Source organism: Microbacterium resistens NBRC 103078, assembly GCF_001552355.1.
GTDB lineage: Bacteria > Actinomycetota > Actinomycetes > Actinomycetales > Microbacteriaceae > Microbacterium > Microbacterium resistens.
The window spans coordinates 20704-37435 of the sequence record NZ_BCRA01000017.1; the positions used below are offsets into that span (position 1 = coordinate 20704).

Below are 16732 nucleotides of genomic sequence, written 5' to 3' on the forward strand. Positions count from 1 at the left end.
GTGACCGAGCAAGCACAGCCTGAGCAGCCCGAGACCCCGACGTCCACCGCGCCCCGCCGTGTCGTCGTCGCGGAGGACGAATCGCTGATCCGTCTCGACATCGTCGAGATCCTCCGAGACAACGGCTTCGACGTCGTCGGCGAGGCGGGGGACGGCGAGACGGCTGTCCAGCTCGCCACGGAGCTGCGCCCCGATCTCGTCATCATGGATGTCAAGATGCCCCAGCTGGACGGGATCAGCGCGGCGGAGAAGCTGCACAAGGGCAACATCGCCCCGGTCGTGCTGCTCACCGCGTTCAGCCAGAAGGAGCTCGTGGAGCGGGCGAGCGAGGCCGGCGCCCTGGCCTACGTCGTGAAGCCCTTCACCCCGAACGATCTCCTCCCCGCGATCGAGATCGCCCTGGCCCGCCACGAGCAGATCATCACCCTCGAGGCCGAGGTCGCCGACATGGTCGAGCGCTTCGAGACCCGCAAGCTGGTCGACCGCGCGAAGGGCCTCCTCAACGAGAAGATGGGTCTGAGCGAGCCCGAGGCGTTCCGCTGGATCCAGAAGGCGTCGATGGATCGCCGCCTGACGATGCAGGACGTCGCCAAGGCGATCATCGAGCAGCTCGCTCCCAAGAAGTAGAGGTGGATCTCGGTGACGGACTCCGGCTCCGGCTGATCCGTCCCGGCGACGGCGTCGAGCTCGCGAAGGCCTATGCGCGTAACCGTGCGCACTTGGAGCCCTGGGATCCGGTTCGCGTTCCGGCGTTCTTCACCGCCGAGCACCAGGAGGCGCAGGTCGGGCTTTCGCTGCGCGAAGCGGCCGAGGGGCGCAGCGCGAGGTTCCTCCTCTTCGACGACGGGGGACGCGTCCTCGGGCGCGTGAACCTCAACAACATCGTCCGCGGCGCGTTCCACAGCGCCGATCTCGGCTACTGGATCGACTCGTCGCTCGCAGGACGCGGCATCATGCGCCGCGCTGTCTCCCACGTGCGCGCGCATGCGCAGGAACACCTGGGGCTGCACCGGATCCAAGCCGCGACGCTGGTGCACAACGTCGGCTCCCAGCGCGTCCTGGAGGTCAACGGATTCCGGCGGATCGGCCTGCCTCCCCGCTACCTGCGGATCGCGGGGGAGTGGCAGGACCACCTGCTGTTCCAGCGCTTGCTCGAGGACTCGCGCTGACGGTGTGTGACTTGTCCACAGAGCGCTCTCACGCCCGGCGGGCCGCCCGCCGCTCGGTGTATCGTCGGGACATGCCCGCCGCTCCCTCGAACAAGGACCTTCTGATCGAGCGTCACTCGAACGACATCGACGACCTGTACGAGCTCCTCGCTGCAGTGGACAAACGGCTGGAGGCTCACGACGCTCGGTTTGACGGGATCGACACCCGCCTGGACGGGATCGACACCCGCCTGGACGGAATGACCGCCCAGTTGAGCGAGGTGATCGCGATCCTCAGAACGCCGTCCGGGAACGCGTAGCCGCGATCAGAGATCACGCCTCTCCCGGCACGTCCTTGATCATGTTCGTGATGCGGATGGTCGAGCAGCGGCGGCCCTGATCGTCCGTGATGACGATCTCGTGGACCGTGATGCTGCGCCCGAGGTGCACCGGTGTACAGACCCCGGTCACGACACCGCTGGTGGCCGAGCGCGTGTGCGTGGCGTTGATGTCGACGCCGACCGCGAGACGCCCCGGGCCGGCGTGGAGATTGGCGGCCATCGAGCCGAGCGATTCGCCGAGGACGACGTACGCGCCCCCGTGCATGAGCCCCACCGGCTGCGTGTTGCCCTCGACCGGCATCGTGGCTACGCAGCGCTCGAGCGAGAACTCCGTGAACCGCATCCCCATCTTCTCGGCGAGCGCCCCCATGCCCCGGGCCGTCGCCCACTCGAGTCCCTCGCTGGTGGCGGCGTCGGTCATTCTTCCTCCTCGGCGGGTGTCCGTGCTCCTCGTTAGGCTGGCAGGGTGACGGACTCCGCAAAGCCTACCCTCATGGTCGTGGACGGCCATTCGCTCGCCTACCGCGCGTTCTTCGCGCTCCCGGTCGAGAACTTCACGACCAAGGACAACCAGCACACCAACGCCATCTACGGCTTCCTCTCGATGCTGGTCAACCTCATCAAGGCCGAGCGGCCGACGCACATGGCGATCGCCTTCGACACGTCACGCCAGTCCTTCCGCACCGAGGAGTATGCCGAGTACAAGGCGACCCGCTCCGAGACGCCGCAGGAGTTCCGCGGTCAGATCCCGCTTCTTCAGGACTGCCTGGCCGCGATGTCGATCCCCGTGCTCACGAAGGAGCAGTTCGAGGCGGACGACATCCTTGCCACGCTGGCGACGCAGGGAGCCGAGCAGGGCTATGACGTGCTCGTGGTCTCCGGCGACAGGGACACGATCCAGCTGGTCACCGATGAGGTGACGCTGCTGTATCCCTCGGTGCAGGGGGTGTCGCAGCTCAAGCGCTACGACCCCGTCACCGTCCAGGAGCGTTACGGCGTCCGCCCGGAGCAGTATCCGGACATCGCCGCCCTGGTCGGGGAGACGAGCGACAACCTGCCCGGGGTGCCCAAAGTGGGCGAGAAGACCGCGGTCAAGTGGCTCACGCAGTTCGGCTCGCTGGACGAGCTTCTCCGCAGGGCGGACGAGATCAAGGGCGTGGTGGGCGGGAACCTCCGCGATCACATCGACGACGTCCGGCGCAACCGTCGGCTGAACCGACTGCTCCGCGACGTCGAGCTGCCTGTGGGTCCCGCGGACCTCGCGGTCACGCCCATCGATGCCCAGGCGGTGAGGGACATCTTCGCGCGCCTGGAGTTCCGGACTCTTCTCCCGCGCGTCTTCGAGGCGATGACGGATGGCGAGTCGCATGAGGACCCGGCCACGCAGGTCAGCGTGCCTGTGGCCCGCGAGGTCGACGCCGCTGTGCTCGCCGACTGGATCTCCGGGGTGAGCGGCGAGGTCGCCGTCACGCTGACCGCCGCCGCCGGTGTGCCGTCGCGCGTGGGCCTGTCCTCCGGTGACGACCTCGTGGAGACCGACTGGAGCGATGCTGTGCGGGCCTCCCTTCAGCCCTGGCTGGAATCCGACGCGCCGAAGCTCTTCCATGACGCGAAGCCGCAGGTGAAGGCGCTGCGGACCGCGGGCGTCCGGCTCGGGGGCCTCGCCTACGACGCCGGGCTCGCCGGGTGGCTTCTTCGCCCCAGCTTCCCGGACAAGACCCTCGCAGACCTCGTGGACCGCTACCTGGGCGAGAAGCTGCCCGTCGCGGATCCGAGCCAGCTCGTCCCGGAGACCGAGGGCGCCACGCCCGCGCAGCTGTCGTGGTTCACTCAGCGGGTCATCGCCGCCCTGCGGGAGGACCTCCCTGACGATGTCGACCGCGTGCTGCGGGAGATCGAGCTGCCCACGCTGCTGGCGCTGGCGGACATGGAACTGGCCGGTGTCTCGGTCTCCCACGACAAGCTGTCGTCGTTCTCGAAGGAGCTCGGGGAGCGGGCCGACCGCATCGCCCAGGAGGCCTTCGGGATCATCGGGCGGGAGGTGAACCTGGGTTCCCCGAAGCAGCTGCAGGAGGTGCTCTTCGAGGATCTTCAGCTCCCGAAGACCCGCAAGACGAAGACCGGCTACTCCACGGACGCGGCGGTCCTCGCCGACCTGCAGGAGGTGAACCCCCACCCGTTCCTGGGCTTGCTTCTGCAGCATCGTGAGGCCACGAAGCTGCGCCAGATCATCGAGTCGCTGGACACCGCGATCCGTGAGGATCGGCGGATCCACACCACCTACGTGCAGACCGGGAGCCAGACGGGCCGCCTGTCGAGCACGGACCCGAACCTGCAGAACATCCCGGTGCGCACGGAGGAGTCACGCCGGATCCGCGCCGCGTTCGAAGTGGGCGACGGGTTCGAGTCGCTGCTCACCGCGGACTACTCGCAGATCGAGATGCGGATCATGGCGCACCTCTCCGGCGACGAGGGGCTCATCGAGGCGTTCAACTCCGGCGAGGATCTGCATCGTTTCGTCGGCGCGCGTGTCTTCGGCGTCGATCCGCAGGATGTGACCGCTGCGATGCGCACCAAAGTCAAGGCGATGTCCTACGGCCTCGTGTACGGTCTGAGCGCGTTCGGGCTGTCCAAGCAGCTGCGCATCGAGCAGGCCGAGGCCAAGCAGCTCATGCTCGAGTACTTCGCCCGTTTCGGCGCGGTCCGCGATTACCTTCGCGCGTCGGTGATGGCGGCGAAGGAGGTCGGGTACACGGAGACGATCTTCGGCCGCCGCCGCCCCTTCCCCGACCTCTCCAGCCCCAACCGCGTCCTGCGCGAGAACGCCGAGCGCGCCGCCCTCAACGCGCCCATCCAGGGCAGCGCCGCCGACATCATGAAGATCGCACTGTTCCGGATCCACGCGGATCTCCTCGACCGTGGGCTCGGATCCCGCGTGCTCCTGCAGATCCACGACGAACTCGTGGTCGAGGTCGCGCCGGGGGAGTGGGACGCGGTCGAGGAGATCGTGCGCGACCGCATGAGCGGCGCTGCGACGCTGTCGGTACCCCTCGACGTGCAGGTCGGACGCGGAGCGGATTGGAACGAGGCCGCGCACTGACCGGCGCTACGCTCGTGTCCATGACGGAACAGACACCCGCCCCGCGCACCCCTTCGGCCATCGACCAGGTGGCCGAGAAGTGGGTGGACACGCTCGTCGAGCTCTCGCCGACCCTGGCGACCTACATCGGCCGCAACGAGGCCAACGGCCGGCTGGACGATCTGAGCCCCGACGGCCACGCGCACACGATCGAACAGACTCGGCGCGCCCTCGACGCGCTCGAGGCCCTGGAGCCTGCGGACCACGTGGACGAGGTCACGAAAGCGGACCTGAGCGCCGAGCTGCGCCTCGAACTCGAGTTCGACGCCGCCCGGTGGCACCTGCGCGACCTCAACGTCATCGCGTCGGCCGCGCAGGACTTCCGTCAGGCGTTCGACCTCATGCCGACGGCCACGGCGGATGACTGGGCGGTGATCGCCGAGCGTCTGTCCGCCGTCCCCGAAGCGCTCGGCGGATATGTGGCGACCCTGCGTGAAGGGATCGCGCAGGGCGTCGTCCCCGCACGTCGACAGGTCGTCGAGGTGGCCACCCAGATCGCCCGCTACACGGCCGACGACGGCTTCTTCGCGGGCTTCGTCGCCGAAGCGGCGCCCGAGACCGGGCAGCTTCCGGCGTCCCTCGCCCGTGAGCTGGGGGAGAGCTCGGCCGCCGCGCGCGTGGCCTACGACGAGCTGCGCACGTTCCTCACGACGGAGCTCGCACCGGTCGCGGCAGACGATGACGCCGTCGGCCGGGAGCTCTACGCGCTCGCGTCCCGGCGATTCCTGGGGGCCACGGTCGACCTGGACGAGACCTACGAATGGGGGCGCGAGGAGCTCGATCGGATGATCGCCGAGCAGACGGCGATCGCGCACGAGATCCTGCCCGGCGCGACCGTGGAGAAGGCCGTCGCGCACCTCGAGGCGGATCCCGCGCGCAAGCTCGTCGGCACCGAGGCTCTGCAGCGCTGGATGCAGGAGACGAGCGACCGGGCGATCGCCGAGCTCGGGGCGACGCACTTCGACATCCCGGAGCAGATCCGACGGCTGGAGTGCATGATCGCGCCGACTCAGGAGGGCGGCATCTACTACACCGGTCCGACGGACGACTTCTCCCGTCCGGGCCGCATGTGGTGGTCCGTCCCCGAGGGCGTCACCGAGTTCGACACCTGGCGCGAGCTCACCACGGTCTACCACGAGGGCGTTCCCGGCCATCATCTGCAGATCGCGCAGGCGACCTACAATCGCGCCGAGCTGAACACCTGGCGCCGGGTGCTCGCGGGCACCTCCGGCCACGCGGAGGGCTGGGCGCTGTACGCCGAGCGGCTCATGGAGCAGCTCGGCTACCTCGACGATCCGGCCGATCGGCTGGGCATGCTGGACGGACAGCGAATGCGGGCCCTGCGCGTGGTCCTCGACATCGGCGTCCACCTGCGCAAGCCCCGTCTGGACGGCGAGGGCGTCTGGGACCACGACTACGCCCTCGACATGATGCGCCGGAACGTGAACATGTCGGACGAGTTCCGGCAGTTCGAGGTGAACCGCTACCTCGGCTGGCCCGGGCAGGCGCCCTCCTACAAGGTCGGCCAGCGCATCTGGGAGCAGGTCCGCGATCACGTCAAGGCGGCCGAGGGCGACGCGTTCGACATCAAGGCGTTCCACAAGCGGGCGCTCGACATCGGCGGGGTCGGCCTCGACACCCTGCGCTCGGTCTTCGACGCGGGGTGAGCCGATGCGTTCCCGCTGCCAGGACTCGCCGCCGGCAGCGGGAATGCGCGGGCCCTTCCCGAGGTTTATGCACCTGAATAGGAAGGGCGATCCATGGACGCGAAGGACATCGAGTTCGGGCTGGACACGTTCGGAGACGTGACCCGTACACCCGAGGGGGAGCTGCTCACCGCTGCGGAGACCATCCGCAACATCGTCGCCGAGGCCGAGCTCGCCGACGCCGTCGGCGTGGACTTCTTCGGCATCGGGGAGCATCATCGCCCGGAGTTCGCGGTGTCGTCGCCCGAGATGGTGCTGGCCTCGATCGCCGCTCGGACCTCCCGGATCCGCCTCGGCACCGCCGTCACCGTGCTCTCGTCCGACGACCCCGTCCGCGTCTACGAACGCTTCGCCACCCTCGACGCGCTGTCGGACGGGCGCGCGGAAGTCGTGCTCGGCCGCGGATCGTTCGTCGAGTCCTTCCCGCTGTTCGGGTACGACCTGCGCGACTACGACACCCTGTTCGAGGAGAAGCTGGAGCTGTTCGTCGAGCTCCTCAAGGAGGAGCCGGTGACCTGGTCGGGGACGATGCGCGCCCCGCTGGAGAACGCCGATGTGCACCCCAAGACCGCGAACGGGCTGCGCACCTGGGTGGGCGTGGGCGGCAGCCCGGAGTCCGTGGTCCGGGTCGCGCGTCATGGCCTCGGTCTGATGCTGGCGATCATCGGTGGGCCGGCGGCGCGGTTCCGGCCGTTCGTCGACCTGTACCACCGCTCCGTGCGCAGCTTCGGCACGACCGAGCACCCCGTCTCCGTGCATTCGCCCGGCCACATCGCGGACACGGACGACGAGGCCTGGGACACCGCGTACCCCGGCTTCGAGGAGATGCGCAACACCATCGGGGCGGAACGCGGCTGGGGTCCGTACAGCAGGGCGCAGTTCCAGCAGGAGGTGGGTCCCGCGGGCGCGGTCTACAGCGGCTCTCCGGATCGCGTCGCGCGGAAGATCGCGGACACGATCACGACGCTGGGGATCGGTCGGTTCGACCTCAAGTACGCCACGGGGACGCTCTCGCACGAGGCGATGATGCGCAGCATCGAGCTCTACGGGGCCGAGGTCATCCCTCGGGTCCGGCGTCTTCTCGCGGACGCTTGATCGGGCGCGGACGGCGCCTAGCGACCGGCGCCGCACGCATGCTCATGCTCCTCCCACGCCGTAGGCTGAGAGGATGACCACCGTCCGCTATGTCGCCATCGGAGACTCCTTCAGCGAGGGGGTGGGCGACGAGCTGCCGGACGGCCGTGTGCGCGGCTGGGCGGATCTCGTCGCGCAGGGGTGGGCGGATCAGATCGGTGTACCGATCTCCTATGCGAACCTCGCGATCCGCGGGAAGCTCGCGTGGCCCGTCGTGGAGGAGCAGCTGGAGCCGGCGCTGGCGCTGGGACCGACGCATCTGTCGTTCAACGCCGGCGGCAACGACATGCTCCGTCCCCGGACGGACGTCGAGCACATCGCGGACGCGTTCACGCGCGTGCTGCGCCGATGCGACGAGACGGGGACGACGCTGATCGTCCTGTCCGGAGCCAATCCGTCGGGGCAGTTGCCGATGGGGGACCTGATCCAGCGCCGTGGGGACGAACTCTCCGCCGCGGTCCTCCGGAGGATCCAGGATCGCCCGGACGTGATCCGCGCTCTGAACTGGCCGGATCGGGAACTCAGCGCGTCGCAGTACTGGGCCGACGACCGCCTGCACATGAACGCGCACGGCCATCACCGCGTGGCCGCACGCGTCCTGGAGGCTCTGGGACTCGAACCGCCGGAGTCCTGGTGGCGCCCCTCGGAGGCCGCGGCGCGCGCGGCGATGACGTCCTGGCAGTACTATCGGGCGCACGTCGGCCCGTGGATCGGTCGCCGCCTCACCGGACGGTCCTCCGGCGACGGCCGCCCGCCCAAGCACCCTGCCTGGGTGGAGGTCACGCCGCGCGGTCGCACGGATGCCGCGTGACCGGCCGGTTCGCCGGTCGACGACTCCCGCGCAGGATCACCCAGCTCGTCGTCGGCCTGTTCCTCTACGGGATCGGCATCGCTTTCATCGTCCGCGCCGGCCTCGGCGCCGCACCGTGGGACGTGCTCAGCCAGGGGCTGTCGCATCATGTGCCGCTGACGTTCGGCGTCATCACGATCCTCGTCAGCATCGTCGTCCTCCTGCTGTGGATCCCGCTCCGCCAGCGGCCGGGGATCGGCACCCTGCTCAACGCGCTCCTGGTGGGGCCCGCGGCGGACGTCGGGTTCCTGGTCATCCCCGTCGCGGAGGACCTGTGGCTGCAGATCCTCCTGTTCCTCGTCGGTCTGCTGGTGCTGTCGGCAGCCACCGGACTCTACATCGGTGCGCATTTCGGTCCCGGGCCGCGAGACGGGCTGATGACCGGGCTGCACCGTCGCACGGGGTGGCCGATCTGGATCGTGCGCACCGGAATCGAGGTGGTCGTGGTCGCGATCGGCTGGGTCCTCGGCGGCACGGTGGGCGCCGGGACGGTGGCGTTCGCGCTGCTCGTCGGGCCCCTCTGCCAGCTCTTCCTCCGCATGTTCACGGTCCGGCTCGCCGGGGGAGTGCCCGGTACCGACGGCGCTCCTGGCGCACCGCGGCCCGCCTGACATTCGTCGCGCTGGTCCCCGCCGCGCTGATCGCGCATCCCGGCGGACGGTGCATCGGAAGCTGTCCGTCGGAGCGAGGTTCCTCCGTGCGGGCGAGTGCCGCGTCCTCGCGCCACCGGCCGGGGGAGTGAACACCGGGATGTACAGTGGCGCGGAGCAGTTCGCCCAGCTCCCGTAGTTCTCCGGCCGGTCAGCCCGCGACTACGGCGGCGGTCACTCGGCGGCGGTGCAGCTGCCACTCCCGCAGCGTGAGGGCGACGATGAACAGGTCGAACACGGTCAGAGCGAGCATCCACCAGCTGAAGTGGACGGCGAGCTCGTAGCACTGATACGCGATGAAGAGCCCCAGGGCGACGATCATCCACGGGTAGGCCCAGAGCTTCTCCCGAAGCAGCGCCCAGACGAGGACCACCTTGATGACCCCGTGCAGGAGCAGGTAGACCGCGGCGAACACGGTGGCCTTCGTGTCCAGCGCATCCGCAAGATGAACGAACCACTGCCACAGGGACGAGTGCTCATGCCCGACGACCAGATGAGCCGTGAGCCCGGTCCACCACGTGCGCACCCACACGGGATCGATGAACAGCAGGGCGATCCCGCCCACCAGCTCGAGGACGCCGTTGATCCCTTTGAGGATGATGCTGACCTCGAACACCCGGTCGAGCACGCGATGCTGCGGGGAGACCTTCATAGCGCGATGGTATCGACCCCGGTGACGACCCCGTACGTGCCGGTCGGATAGGGTTCCGGGGTGCCCGACATCGAGATGACCGCTCTTCCGGCTGGCCGGGTGGAGCTGCACGACCAGCGTCGACGCCGTCGATGGACGGTGGATCTGGAGTCCTTCGAGATCGGCACGTTCCCGGTGACCGAGGAACAGGTGGGCGAGATTCTCGGGATCGTCGCCCGGCATCCGCGACGGCCCGCGGTCGATGTGCCTTGGCTGCGCGCGATTCGGTTCTGCAACGCCGCGTCGGAGTGGGAAGGGATCGAGCCCGCGTATCGCTTCGACGGCGAGATCGTCTCCTGGGATGTGTCGTCCGACGGGTTCCGCTTGCCGACCGAAGCCGAGTGGGAGTACGCCTGCCGTGCGGGTTCCGTCGGCCCGCACCACGGCCCGCTCGCCGACGTCGCCTGGACGGCCCTCGACGGAGTCCGGACACCGCAGGACGTGGGTGGGAAGATGCCCAACGTCTTCGGCCTCTTCGACACGCTCGGAAATGTGTGGGAATGGTGCTGGGATCTCCTCGATCCGGCTCGATACGACGACTATCGGGTGTTCCGTGGGGGAGGGTTCGCCGACGAGGCCTGGAGCGTGCGGGCGTCCACGAGGCGGGGAGGGGCGCCGCGCATGCACCATGAGGACGTGGGGTTCCGCGTCGCCCGAGGCGGATTCGACGGCGAGGACGAAGCTCAGGGCTGGTCGGCGCGCGCCGACCGGGAACGTGCCGAGACTTTTGGAGCGCTCCCGATGGGGTGGACCCCGCGCCGTTGACACCATGGTGTCGACGCTGCGGTCAGCGGGCCGTCCACTCCGGCATGCGTCCCATGATCTGGCGGCCTGGCGTCAGGACGCCCAGACGTCGCCACCCGGATCGGACGTACAGGCGCACCGCGGGATCCGACGGCTCGTCGATCGTGCTCAGCAGGCACGGTCGATCGACGCCCTGAAGAAGAGCGTCGTGCAGCGCCTGGCCGAGGCCGTGCCGGCGTCGCTCGGGTGCGACGCCGAGCTCGACGAACTCGAAGTGCCCGCCGAGCCACGTCGCCGCGACATCCGGAGACAGGGCGCCTGCGGCGAGATCGGTCCAGTACTGACCTCGAGAACCGATATATCCCCAAGCGAAGCCTGCGACCGTGGCGCCGTCCGTCGCACTCACCAGGCGGAAGCCATCGCGGCGCGCATGCCGCCGGAGCGTTTCCTCGACCCAGATCGAGTAGTCCGGCGCGTCGCCGAAGACCGTGCGGTAGCAGTCCCATATGGATCGCGCGTGCCGCTCCGTCGGCGCCGCCGTCGTGACATGGATCCGCCGTCCGGGGACGTCCGGCTCAGCATGCGCCATGTGCGTCCTTGTGAAGCAGGGGAGAGGCGGCCCCTTCGGCGTCATAGGTCGCTTCGGGGCTGCGTTCGGACATCCGTTGCACCGAGCCGTCGTGCCGCCCTTCATACGGCGGGAAGCCCGGAAACGCCCGGGCGACGGCATCCGTGAGCTCTGTGAAAGACCCTGGCCTCTCGGGGCCGATCCAGAGGAGGCTCTCACTGAACCATCCCACGTGCGTCAGCGAGAACCCGAACTCCGGCGGCGCATCGCTCGCCAATCTGCGCCGAAGAGCCACGAGGGTCCTCGACGGAGGGGTCTCGACGATCAACGCAGTACGTCGCATCTCCTGATCGTACGACGCTGCGTAGACGATCATGAGAGGAGGGGTCTCCCCGTTCGAACTGACATAATGTGCATTATCGGAGCTTCGGCAATCGATGTGCGCCGGCTCGAAGGGGCCGTGATCTCAGGGAACGAAGCGCAAGACGTTCGTGTCCCGACGCACGAACCCCACCGCCTCGTACAGACGCAACGCGGCCTCACGCGACGAGCGGGCCGTCAGGTCCAACGAGCGCAAACCGATTCCCTGTCCACGAACTGACTCGTCGGTCACCACATCCTCGACAAACCCGCGTAGTCCTGTCGGCAAGGGAAACGTGACCAGAGTAGCCATGCCCACGATCTGCTCACCCTGACGTACCACCACGAGCTCCGTCGCATCGTGCGTGATCATCGACTGGATTCGAGCGCGGTCAAACGTCGCGGATGAGGACAGTTGCCCGAGCAGGCCGTGGATGGCGGCTGCGTCCGCATCGGTGAGTTTGGTGAGGATGCCGAGGCGAAGGTCATCTGTCATGCACCGAGGCTAGTCGACAGCTTGACGGTGATCCGGCCGCCCCAGCAACTTGCACCGGTTCTTTCAGGGTCTCGATTGAACACCAGCGTGTAGCACGAATCGGCGAGGGTTTCCACGGTGCTCCGCTCGTATCCCGGCCTGGCGCGAACGTGCGCACTTTGCTCCTTGCCGGCGCGCCTTCGGCGTTCCTCCGCAGACACGTGACGTACACGGCCGTCAGGCAGGGTCGCGATCTACTCGCAGGACGGGTCTTGACCTCGCGCGGTAAGACGGAACCGCTCGCGAATCCAATCGTTTGCCCCTGCAGGGTAAAGCGGTACTGCCACGTTGGTGTCCTCGAATGGCCGCCAAACAACGGGAACGACTGAGCCGTCCGACTCCGTAAGCGTCCCACCTTCGTCAGCGGGTGCCGGCTCCAATTTGCCGGTGTAAAGAGCGACGATTTCGTGCCCGAGCTCGCCGTTGTAGCGAAAGATGTTCTCGACTATGCCCAGGTGGGTGAGGTTGAGAATGCGGGCTCCAAGTTCCTCATCCACCTCGCGGATTATTGCCTCCTGGTGTGTCTCCCCCAGTTCGACACTGCCGCCGATCAGACGGTGATAGCCCAGCGGATTCTCGCTGGTCGGGGCGTTTCTGCTCACAAGGTGGCGAGAGCCGTCATCATTCGGCGCGACGATCATGGCCTTCACTCGGATGTAGGAGCGATCAGCTGGCATAGCCTTATCATTCGGTCAATCGTGTGTCCTCATCGAAGAGGTCGTTGTAATAGCGCTGGATGCGAGCGTCGATGCTCTGCTGATCAGGTCCCCGCATCGATAGATCGTATCCCGCAGAGGAGAACCGCTCGTTGACGCGCCGCCTCTACAGCCGGGTTCCCCGCCGCGGAGAGTCCGTCGTCCCGTCGACGGTCGGTCCGTGACATCAGCGGACGCTCTGCCGACGATGACAGACTGGTGTGCATGCCGCGCCGCCTGCGAATCCCTGGACTCGCCAACGCCCGAGATCTCGGGGGCCTTGCCCGCGCCGACGGGACGATCACCCCGACGGGCGTCTTCGTGCGCACCGAGGCGCTCGATCGTCTGGATGACGCGGGCTGGGCGGCGCTTCACGCGCACGGCGTGCGGACGGTGATCGATCTGCGGCGCCCTGATGAGCACACCGGGTATGTCCCGTCGAGGATGAACCACCTCCGTGTGGACCTCGACGGGGACGAAGCCGCCTTCTGGAAGGCCTACGAAGAAGACGGGCGTTGGGGCACGCCGCTCTACTACCTCGACCACCTCCGGACGCTTCCGGACAGGCTCGCCTCTGTCCTGAGCGCGATCGCGACCGCCGATGACGGCGCCGTGCTCTTCCACTGTGCGGCCGGCTGGGACCGGACCGGTCTCGTCGCCGCGGTGCTGCTTCGAGCCCTCGATGTCACGGCGGATGCGGCCGTCTCGGATTACCTCGGCTCCTTCGAGAACGCCGACGCCATGGCGGCCCTCCACGGGCGCCCGTTCCACGCGGATGAACGTCGCGAGGTCCTCCGCCGCTTCGGCCACACCGCGAGCTCCGCGTTCCGTGAGATGTACGAGAACCTGGACCTCGACGCGTGGTTCGCCCGCGGACATCTCGCGCCGGAATCGCGGACCGCCATCGAGACCTGGCGAGGCTCCGTCGCCGGGCGGTGACCGACACCCGCGAGAGACGTGCTCCCCTGCCTTCTGTCAGCGGGCCCGCTGGCGAGAGGCCTCGTAGAGCAGGAGCGACGCCGCGTTGGCGGCGTTGAGCGAGCTCGCCGAGCCGCGCATGGGAATCCGGACCGTCACGTCCGCTGCCTCGCGCCAGCCCCGGGCGAGTCCCGTCGTCTCGTTGCCGATCAGCACGAGGGTCGGGCTGGTCAGATCGTGGTCCCAGATGTCGACGTCGCCCTCTTCGTCGGTCGCGACGAGCGTCACCGGAGTGCCCGACGCCCGCGCTTGCGCGACCCACTCCATGACCGCACCTTGAGCCGGCGCGCGCACCACCGGTGTCGCGAACAGGGAGCCCGTCGACGCGCGGACGGACTTCGGATCGTACGGGTCGGCGGCGTGGCCCGACACCACGAGGCCGTGACCGCCGAACGCATCCATGGACCGCAGGATGGCGCCGATGTTCCCCGGCTGCGTCGGACGGTCGAACACCATGCCGAGGAAGTCCTCCGTCACGGGGATCCGGCTCAGGGCGTCGTCCGGCATCGTCACGATGGCAACCAGCTCGCTCGCGCCGGCCTCCTTCCCGGAGAGCTCCGCGAGCAGCTCCCCGCTCATCCGGATCACCTCGCCCGCGTGATCCAGAGTCTCCGACGCCCATTCCGACAGGGGGCGCTCCCCATCGCGGATGAGCGTCTCGATCGTCCAGCCGTGGGCGATGGCCTGGCTGATCGGCCGGACGCCCTGGACGACGAAGCGCCGCTCGCGCAGGCGCCGGTTGCGATTGTGCACCAGCGCCTCGATGAGCTGGAACCGTGCGTTGCGCACCGTGATCCGGAGATCGCCCATTCGTCGTCAGGCTCCCACGTAGGAGGCCAGGTGCTCCCCCGTCAGCGTCGACCGGGTCGCGACGATCTCGGCGGGTGTCCCTTCGAACACGACCCTGCCGCCGTCGTGACCGGCACCGGGGCCGAGATCGATGATCCAGTCGGCGTGCGCCATGACCGCCTGGTGGTGCTCGATCACGATCACGGATTTGCCCGCGTCCACGAGGCGGTCCAGCAGTCCGAGCATGTTCTCGACGTCCGCGAGGTGCAGACCCGTGGTCGGCTCGTCCAGGACATAGACGTCGGCGCCGTCCACCATCTGGATCGCGAGCTTGAGCCGCTGTCGCTCCCCGCCGGAGAGCGTCGAGAGCGGCTGCCCGAGCGTCACATAGCCCAGCCCCACATCGGCCAGGCGCTCCAGCATGGACGAGACGGCGGGGATCCGCGCCTCTCCCCCGCCGAAGAACTCCTTCGCCTCCGTCACTGGCATGTCCAGCACCTCGGTGATGTCCTTGCCTGCGAGCTTGTAGTCGAGCACAGCCGCCTGGAAGCGCTTTCCGCCGCAGTCCTCACACGGCGACTCGACCGTGTCCATGAAACCGAGCTCCGTGACGATCACACCGGCCCCCTTGCACGTGGGGCACGCGCCTTCGGAGTTCGCGCTGAACAGCGCCGGCTTGACGCCGTTCGCCTTCGCGAACGCCTTGCGGATCGGCTCCAGCATGCCCGTGTACGTCGCGGGATTGCTCCGCCGGGATCCCCGGATCGCGCTCTGGTCGACCGACACGACGCCCTCCCGCGTGGCGACGGAGCCGTGGATGAGCGAGCTCTTGCCCGAGCCGGCCACGCCCGTCACGACCGTGAGGACCCCGAGAGGCACGTCGACGTCCACGTCCTGCAGGTTGTTCTCGTTCGCTCCGCGGATCTCCAGGACGCCCACAGGGGCACGGACCTCCGCCTTGAGCGCGGCACGATCGTCCAGATGGCGGCCGGTGAGGGTCCCGCTCCGACGCAGCCCGTCGACGGTGCCCTCGAAGCAGATCGTCCCTCCCGCATTGCCCGCGCCCGGGCCGAGATCGACGACGTGGTCCGCGATCGCGATCGTCTCCGGCTTGTGTTCGACGACGAGGACCGTGTTCCCCTTGTCGCGCAGCTGCTCAAGGAGACCGTTCATCCGCTGGATGTCGTGCGGATGAAGACCGATCGTCGGCTCGTCGAAGACGTAGGTGACGTCGGTGAGGGACGACCCGAGATGCCGCAGCAGCTTGATCCGCTGCGCCTCTCCCCCGGACAGGGTTCCCGACGGCCGATCCAGGCTGAGGTATCCCAGACCGAGTGTGACGAAGGCGTCGAGGTTCGCGCTCAGAGCGGACAGAAGCGGTCCGGCCTCGGGCTTGTCGAGCCCGCGGACCCAGGCCGCGAGATCGGTGACCTGCATGCGGCACGCGTCGGCGATGCTGATGCCGTCGATCTTCGACGAGCGCGCGCCCTCCGTGAGCCGGGTCCCCTCGCACTCCGGACACGTGGTGAACGTCGCGACCCGCTCGACGAAGGCCCGGATGTGCGGCTGGAGCGCGTCGAGGTCCTTCGAGAGCATGGACTTGGTGATCTTCGGGATCAGCCCCTCGTAGGTCATGTTGATCCCAGAGATCTTCACCTTGGTCACCTCGCCGTAGAGGAAGAGGTGCCGCTGCTTCTCGGTGAACTCCGCGATCGGCTTGTCGGCGGGATAGAAGCCCGACTGGGAGAAGCCCTTCACCATCCAGCCGTCGGCGGTGTAGCCCGGCACCATGATCGCGCCCTCGTCGAGGGACTTCGACTCGTCGACGACCTGCGACAGGTCGATGTCGGAGACCGCTCCCCTGCCCTCGCAGCGCGGGCACATCCCGCCCAGGTAGATCGCATCCTTGACGATCTTCTTCTCCCCGCCCGGGCCGGTCATGACGCCGCTGGCCCTCTGCGTCGGGATGTTGAAGGAGAACGCGGTCGGACCGCCGATGTGCGGCTCCCCCAGCTTCGAGAACAGGATCCGGAGCATGGCGTTCGCGTCCGTCACCGTGCCCACGGTGGAGCGCGGGTTCGCGCCGAGCCGTTCCTGATCCACGATGATCGCGGTCGTCAGCCCCTCCAGCACGTCGACGTCCGGGCGCGGCACCGAGGGCATGAAGCCCTGGAGGAAGGCGCTGTAGGTCTCATCGATCATGCGCCGGGACTCGGCGGCGATCGTGTCGAAGACCAGCGAGCTCTTCCCCGATCCGGACACCCCGGTGAACACGGTGAGACGACGCTTGGGAAGGTCGACGTCGACGTCCTTCAGGTTGTTCTCCCGGGCGCCGCGCACCCGGATGGTGTCGTGCGAATCAGCGATGTGCTCGTCGCGCATCCTCGTCCTCTCCTCGGTGATG

General features: G+C 68.3%; 18 protein-coding genes. 10 read left to right on the forward strand and 8 right to left on the reverse strand.

Translation table 11 applies throughout. The features are described from left to right. The 3 genes from MR1_RS03860 to MR1_RS03870 all read left to right on the forward strand — a co-directional run bounded on the left by MR1_RS03860 (nucleotide 1) and on the right by MR1_RS03870 (nucleotide 1468). Nucleotides 1-627, forward strand: a complete 627-nt coding sequence (locus tag MR1_RS03860) for an ANTAR domain-containing response regulator (RefSeq protein WP_067243365.1) — start codon at nucleotides 1-3, stop codon at nucleotides 625-627. A gap of 2 nt (nucleotides 628-629) precedes the next feature. Continuing rightward, nucleotides 630-1169, forward strand: coding sequence for a GNAT family N-acetyltransferase (locus MR1_RS03865; protein WP_067243366.1), 540 nt, complete (start codon nucleotides 630-632; stop codon nucleotides 1167-1169). A 71-nt stretch (nucleotides 1170-1240) separates the two neighbouring features. Continuing rightward, nucleotides 1241-1468, forward strand: coding sequence for a hypothetical protein (locus MR1_RS03870; protein ID WP_157517889.1), 228 nt, complete (start codon nucleotides 1241-1243; stop codon nucleotides 1466-1468). A gap of 13 nt (nucleotides 1469-1481) precedes the next feature. Here the strand turns inward: MR1_RS03870 and MR1_RS03875 are convergent, their stop codons facing one another. Further along, nucleotides 1482-1910, reverse strand: coding sequence for a hotdog fold thioesterase (locus MR1_RS03875; protein WP_067243368.1), 429 nt, complete (start codon nucleotides 1908-1910; stop codon nucleotides 1482-1484). A 45-nt stretch (nucleotides 1911-1955) separates the two neighbouring features. On the opposite strand from MR1_RS03875, the gene polA reads away from it, so the two are divergent. From polA to yczE, 5 genes are all read left to right on the forward strand, one after another. Continuing rightward, nucleotides 1956-4589: a DNA polymerase I gene (gene polA / locus MR1_RS03880; protein ID WP_067243369.1), complete on the forward strand. Its 2634-nt coding sequence runs from the start codon at nucleotides 1956-1958 to the stop codon at nucleotides 4587-4589. Between the two features lie 20 nt (nucleotides 4590-4609). After that, a complete protein-coding gene (locus MR1_RS03885) occupies nucleotides 4610-6295 on the forward strand; it encodes a DUF885 domain-containing protein (RefSeq protein ID WP_067243370.1) in 1686 nt (561 codons plus the stop codon). A 93-nt stretch (nucleotides 6296-6388) separates the two neighbouring features. After that, nucleotides 6389-7429, forward strand: a complete 1041-nt coding sequence (locus tag MR1_RS03890; RefSeq protein ID WP_067243371.1) for an LLM class flavin-dependent oxidoreductase — start codon at nucleotides 6389-6391, stop codon at nucleotides 7427-7429. Between the two features lie 73 nt (nucleotides 7430-7502). Beyond that, on the forward strand, nucleotides 7503-8279 hold the full coding sequence (locus MR1_RS03895) for an SGNH/GDSL hydrolase family protein (RefSeq protein ID WP_067243372.1): 777 nt from the start codon (nucleotides 7503-7505) through the stop codon (nucleotides 8277-8279). After that, nucleotides 8276-8929, forward strand: coding sequence for a membrane protein YczE (gene yczE / locus MR1_RS03900; protein WP_157517890.1), 654 nt, complete (start codon nucleotides 8276-8278; stop codon nucleotides 8927-8929). The genes MR1_RS03895 and yczE overlap by 4 nt, the downstream gene beginning before the upstream one ends. 190 nt (nucleotides 8930-9119) lie before the next feature. Here yczE and MR1_RS03905 read toward each other — a convergent pair whose 3' ends face one another. Beyond that, a complete protein-coding gene (locus MR1_RS03905; protein WP_067243373.1) occupies nucleotides 9120-9620 on the reverse strand; it encodes a DUF2127 domain-containing protein in 501 nt (166 codons plus the stop codon). Between the two features lie 75 nt (nucleotides 9621-9695). Between MR1_RS03905 and MR1_RS03910 the strand changes: the two genes are divergently transcribed. Further along, a complete protein-coding gene (locus MR1_RS03910) occupies nucleotides 9696-10424 on the forward strand; it encodes a formylglycine-generating enzyme family protein (RefSeq protein ID WP_067243417.1) in 729 nt (242 codons plus the stop codon). 22 nt (nucleotides 10425-10446) lie between these two features. Here MR1_RS03910 and MR1_RS03915 read toward each other — a convergent pair whose 3' ends face one another. From MR1_RS03915 to MR1_RS19265, 4 genes are all read right to left on the reverse strand, one after another. Further along, on the reverse strand, nucleotides 10447-10992 hold the full coding sequence (locus MR1_RS03915; protein WP_067243374.1) for a GNAT family N-acetyltransferase: 546 nt from the start codon (nucleotides 10990-10992) through the stop codon (nucleotides 10447-10449). Next, entirely contained in the window at nucleotides 10979-11347 is a 369-nt protein-coding gene (locus tag MR1_RS19990; protein ID WP_067243375.1) for a hypothetical protein, read from the reverse strand. The genes MR1_RS03915 and MR1_RS19990 overlap by 14 nt, the downstream gene beginning before the upstream one ends. Nucleotides 11348-11437: 90 nt before the next feature. Then, nucleotides 11438-11827, reverse strand: a complete 390-nt coding sequence (locus tag MR1_RS03925) for a GNAT family N-acetyltransferase (protein WP_067243376.1) — start codon at nucleotides 11825-11827, stop codon at nucleotides 11438-11440. A 233-nt stretch (nucleotides 11828-12060) separates the two neighbouring features. After that, a complete protein-coding gene (locus MR1_RS19265; RefSeq protein ID WP_084344356.1) occupies nucleotides 12061-12543 on the reverse strand; it encodes an NUDIX hydrolase in 483 nt (160 codons plus the stop codon). A gap of 243 nt (nucleotides 12544-12786) precedes the next feature. Here MR1_RS19265 and MR1_RS03930 point away from each other — a divergent pair, with 243 nt between their 5' ends. Continuing rightward, the gene (locus MR1_RS03930) at nucleotides 12787-13500 is read left to right on the forward strand and encodes a tyrosine-protein phosphatase (protein WP_067243377.1); all 714 of its coding nucleotides are present in this window, start codon (nucleotides 12787-12789) and stop codon (nucleotides 13498-13500) included. Between the two features lie 36 nt (nucleotides 13501-13536). Here the strand turns inward: MR1_RS03930 and MR1_RS03935 are convergent, their stop codons facing one another. Both MR1_RS03935 and MR1_RS03940 read right to left on the reverse strand, forming a co-directional pair. Beyond that, nucleotides 13537-14349 (reverse strand): TrmH family RNA methyltransferase, encoded by an 813-nt coding sequence (locus tag MR1_RS03935; RefSeq protein ID WP_067243378.1) that lies wholly within the window; start codon nucleotides 14347-14349, stop codon nucleotides 13537-13539. Nucleotides 14350-14355: 6 nt separating this feature from the next. Continuing rightward, nucleotides 14356-16710: an ATP-binding cassette domain-containing protein gene (locus MR1_RS03940; RefSeq protein ID WP_067243379.1), complete on the reverse strand. Its 2355-nt coding sequence runs from the start codon at nucleotides 16708-16710 to the stop codon at nucleotides 14356-14358. Between the last annotated feature and the right edge of the window lie 22 nt (nucleotides 16711-16732).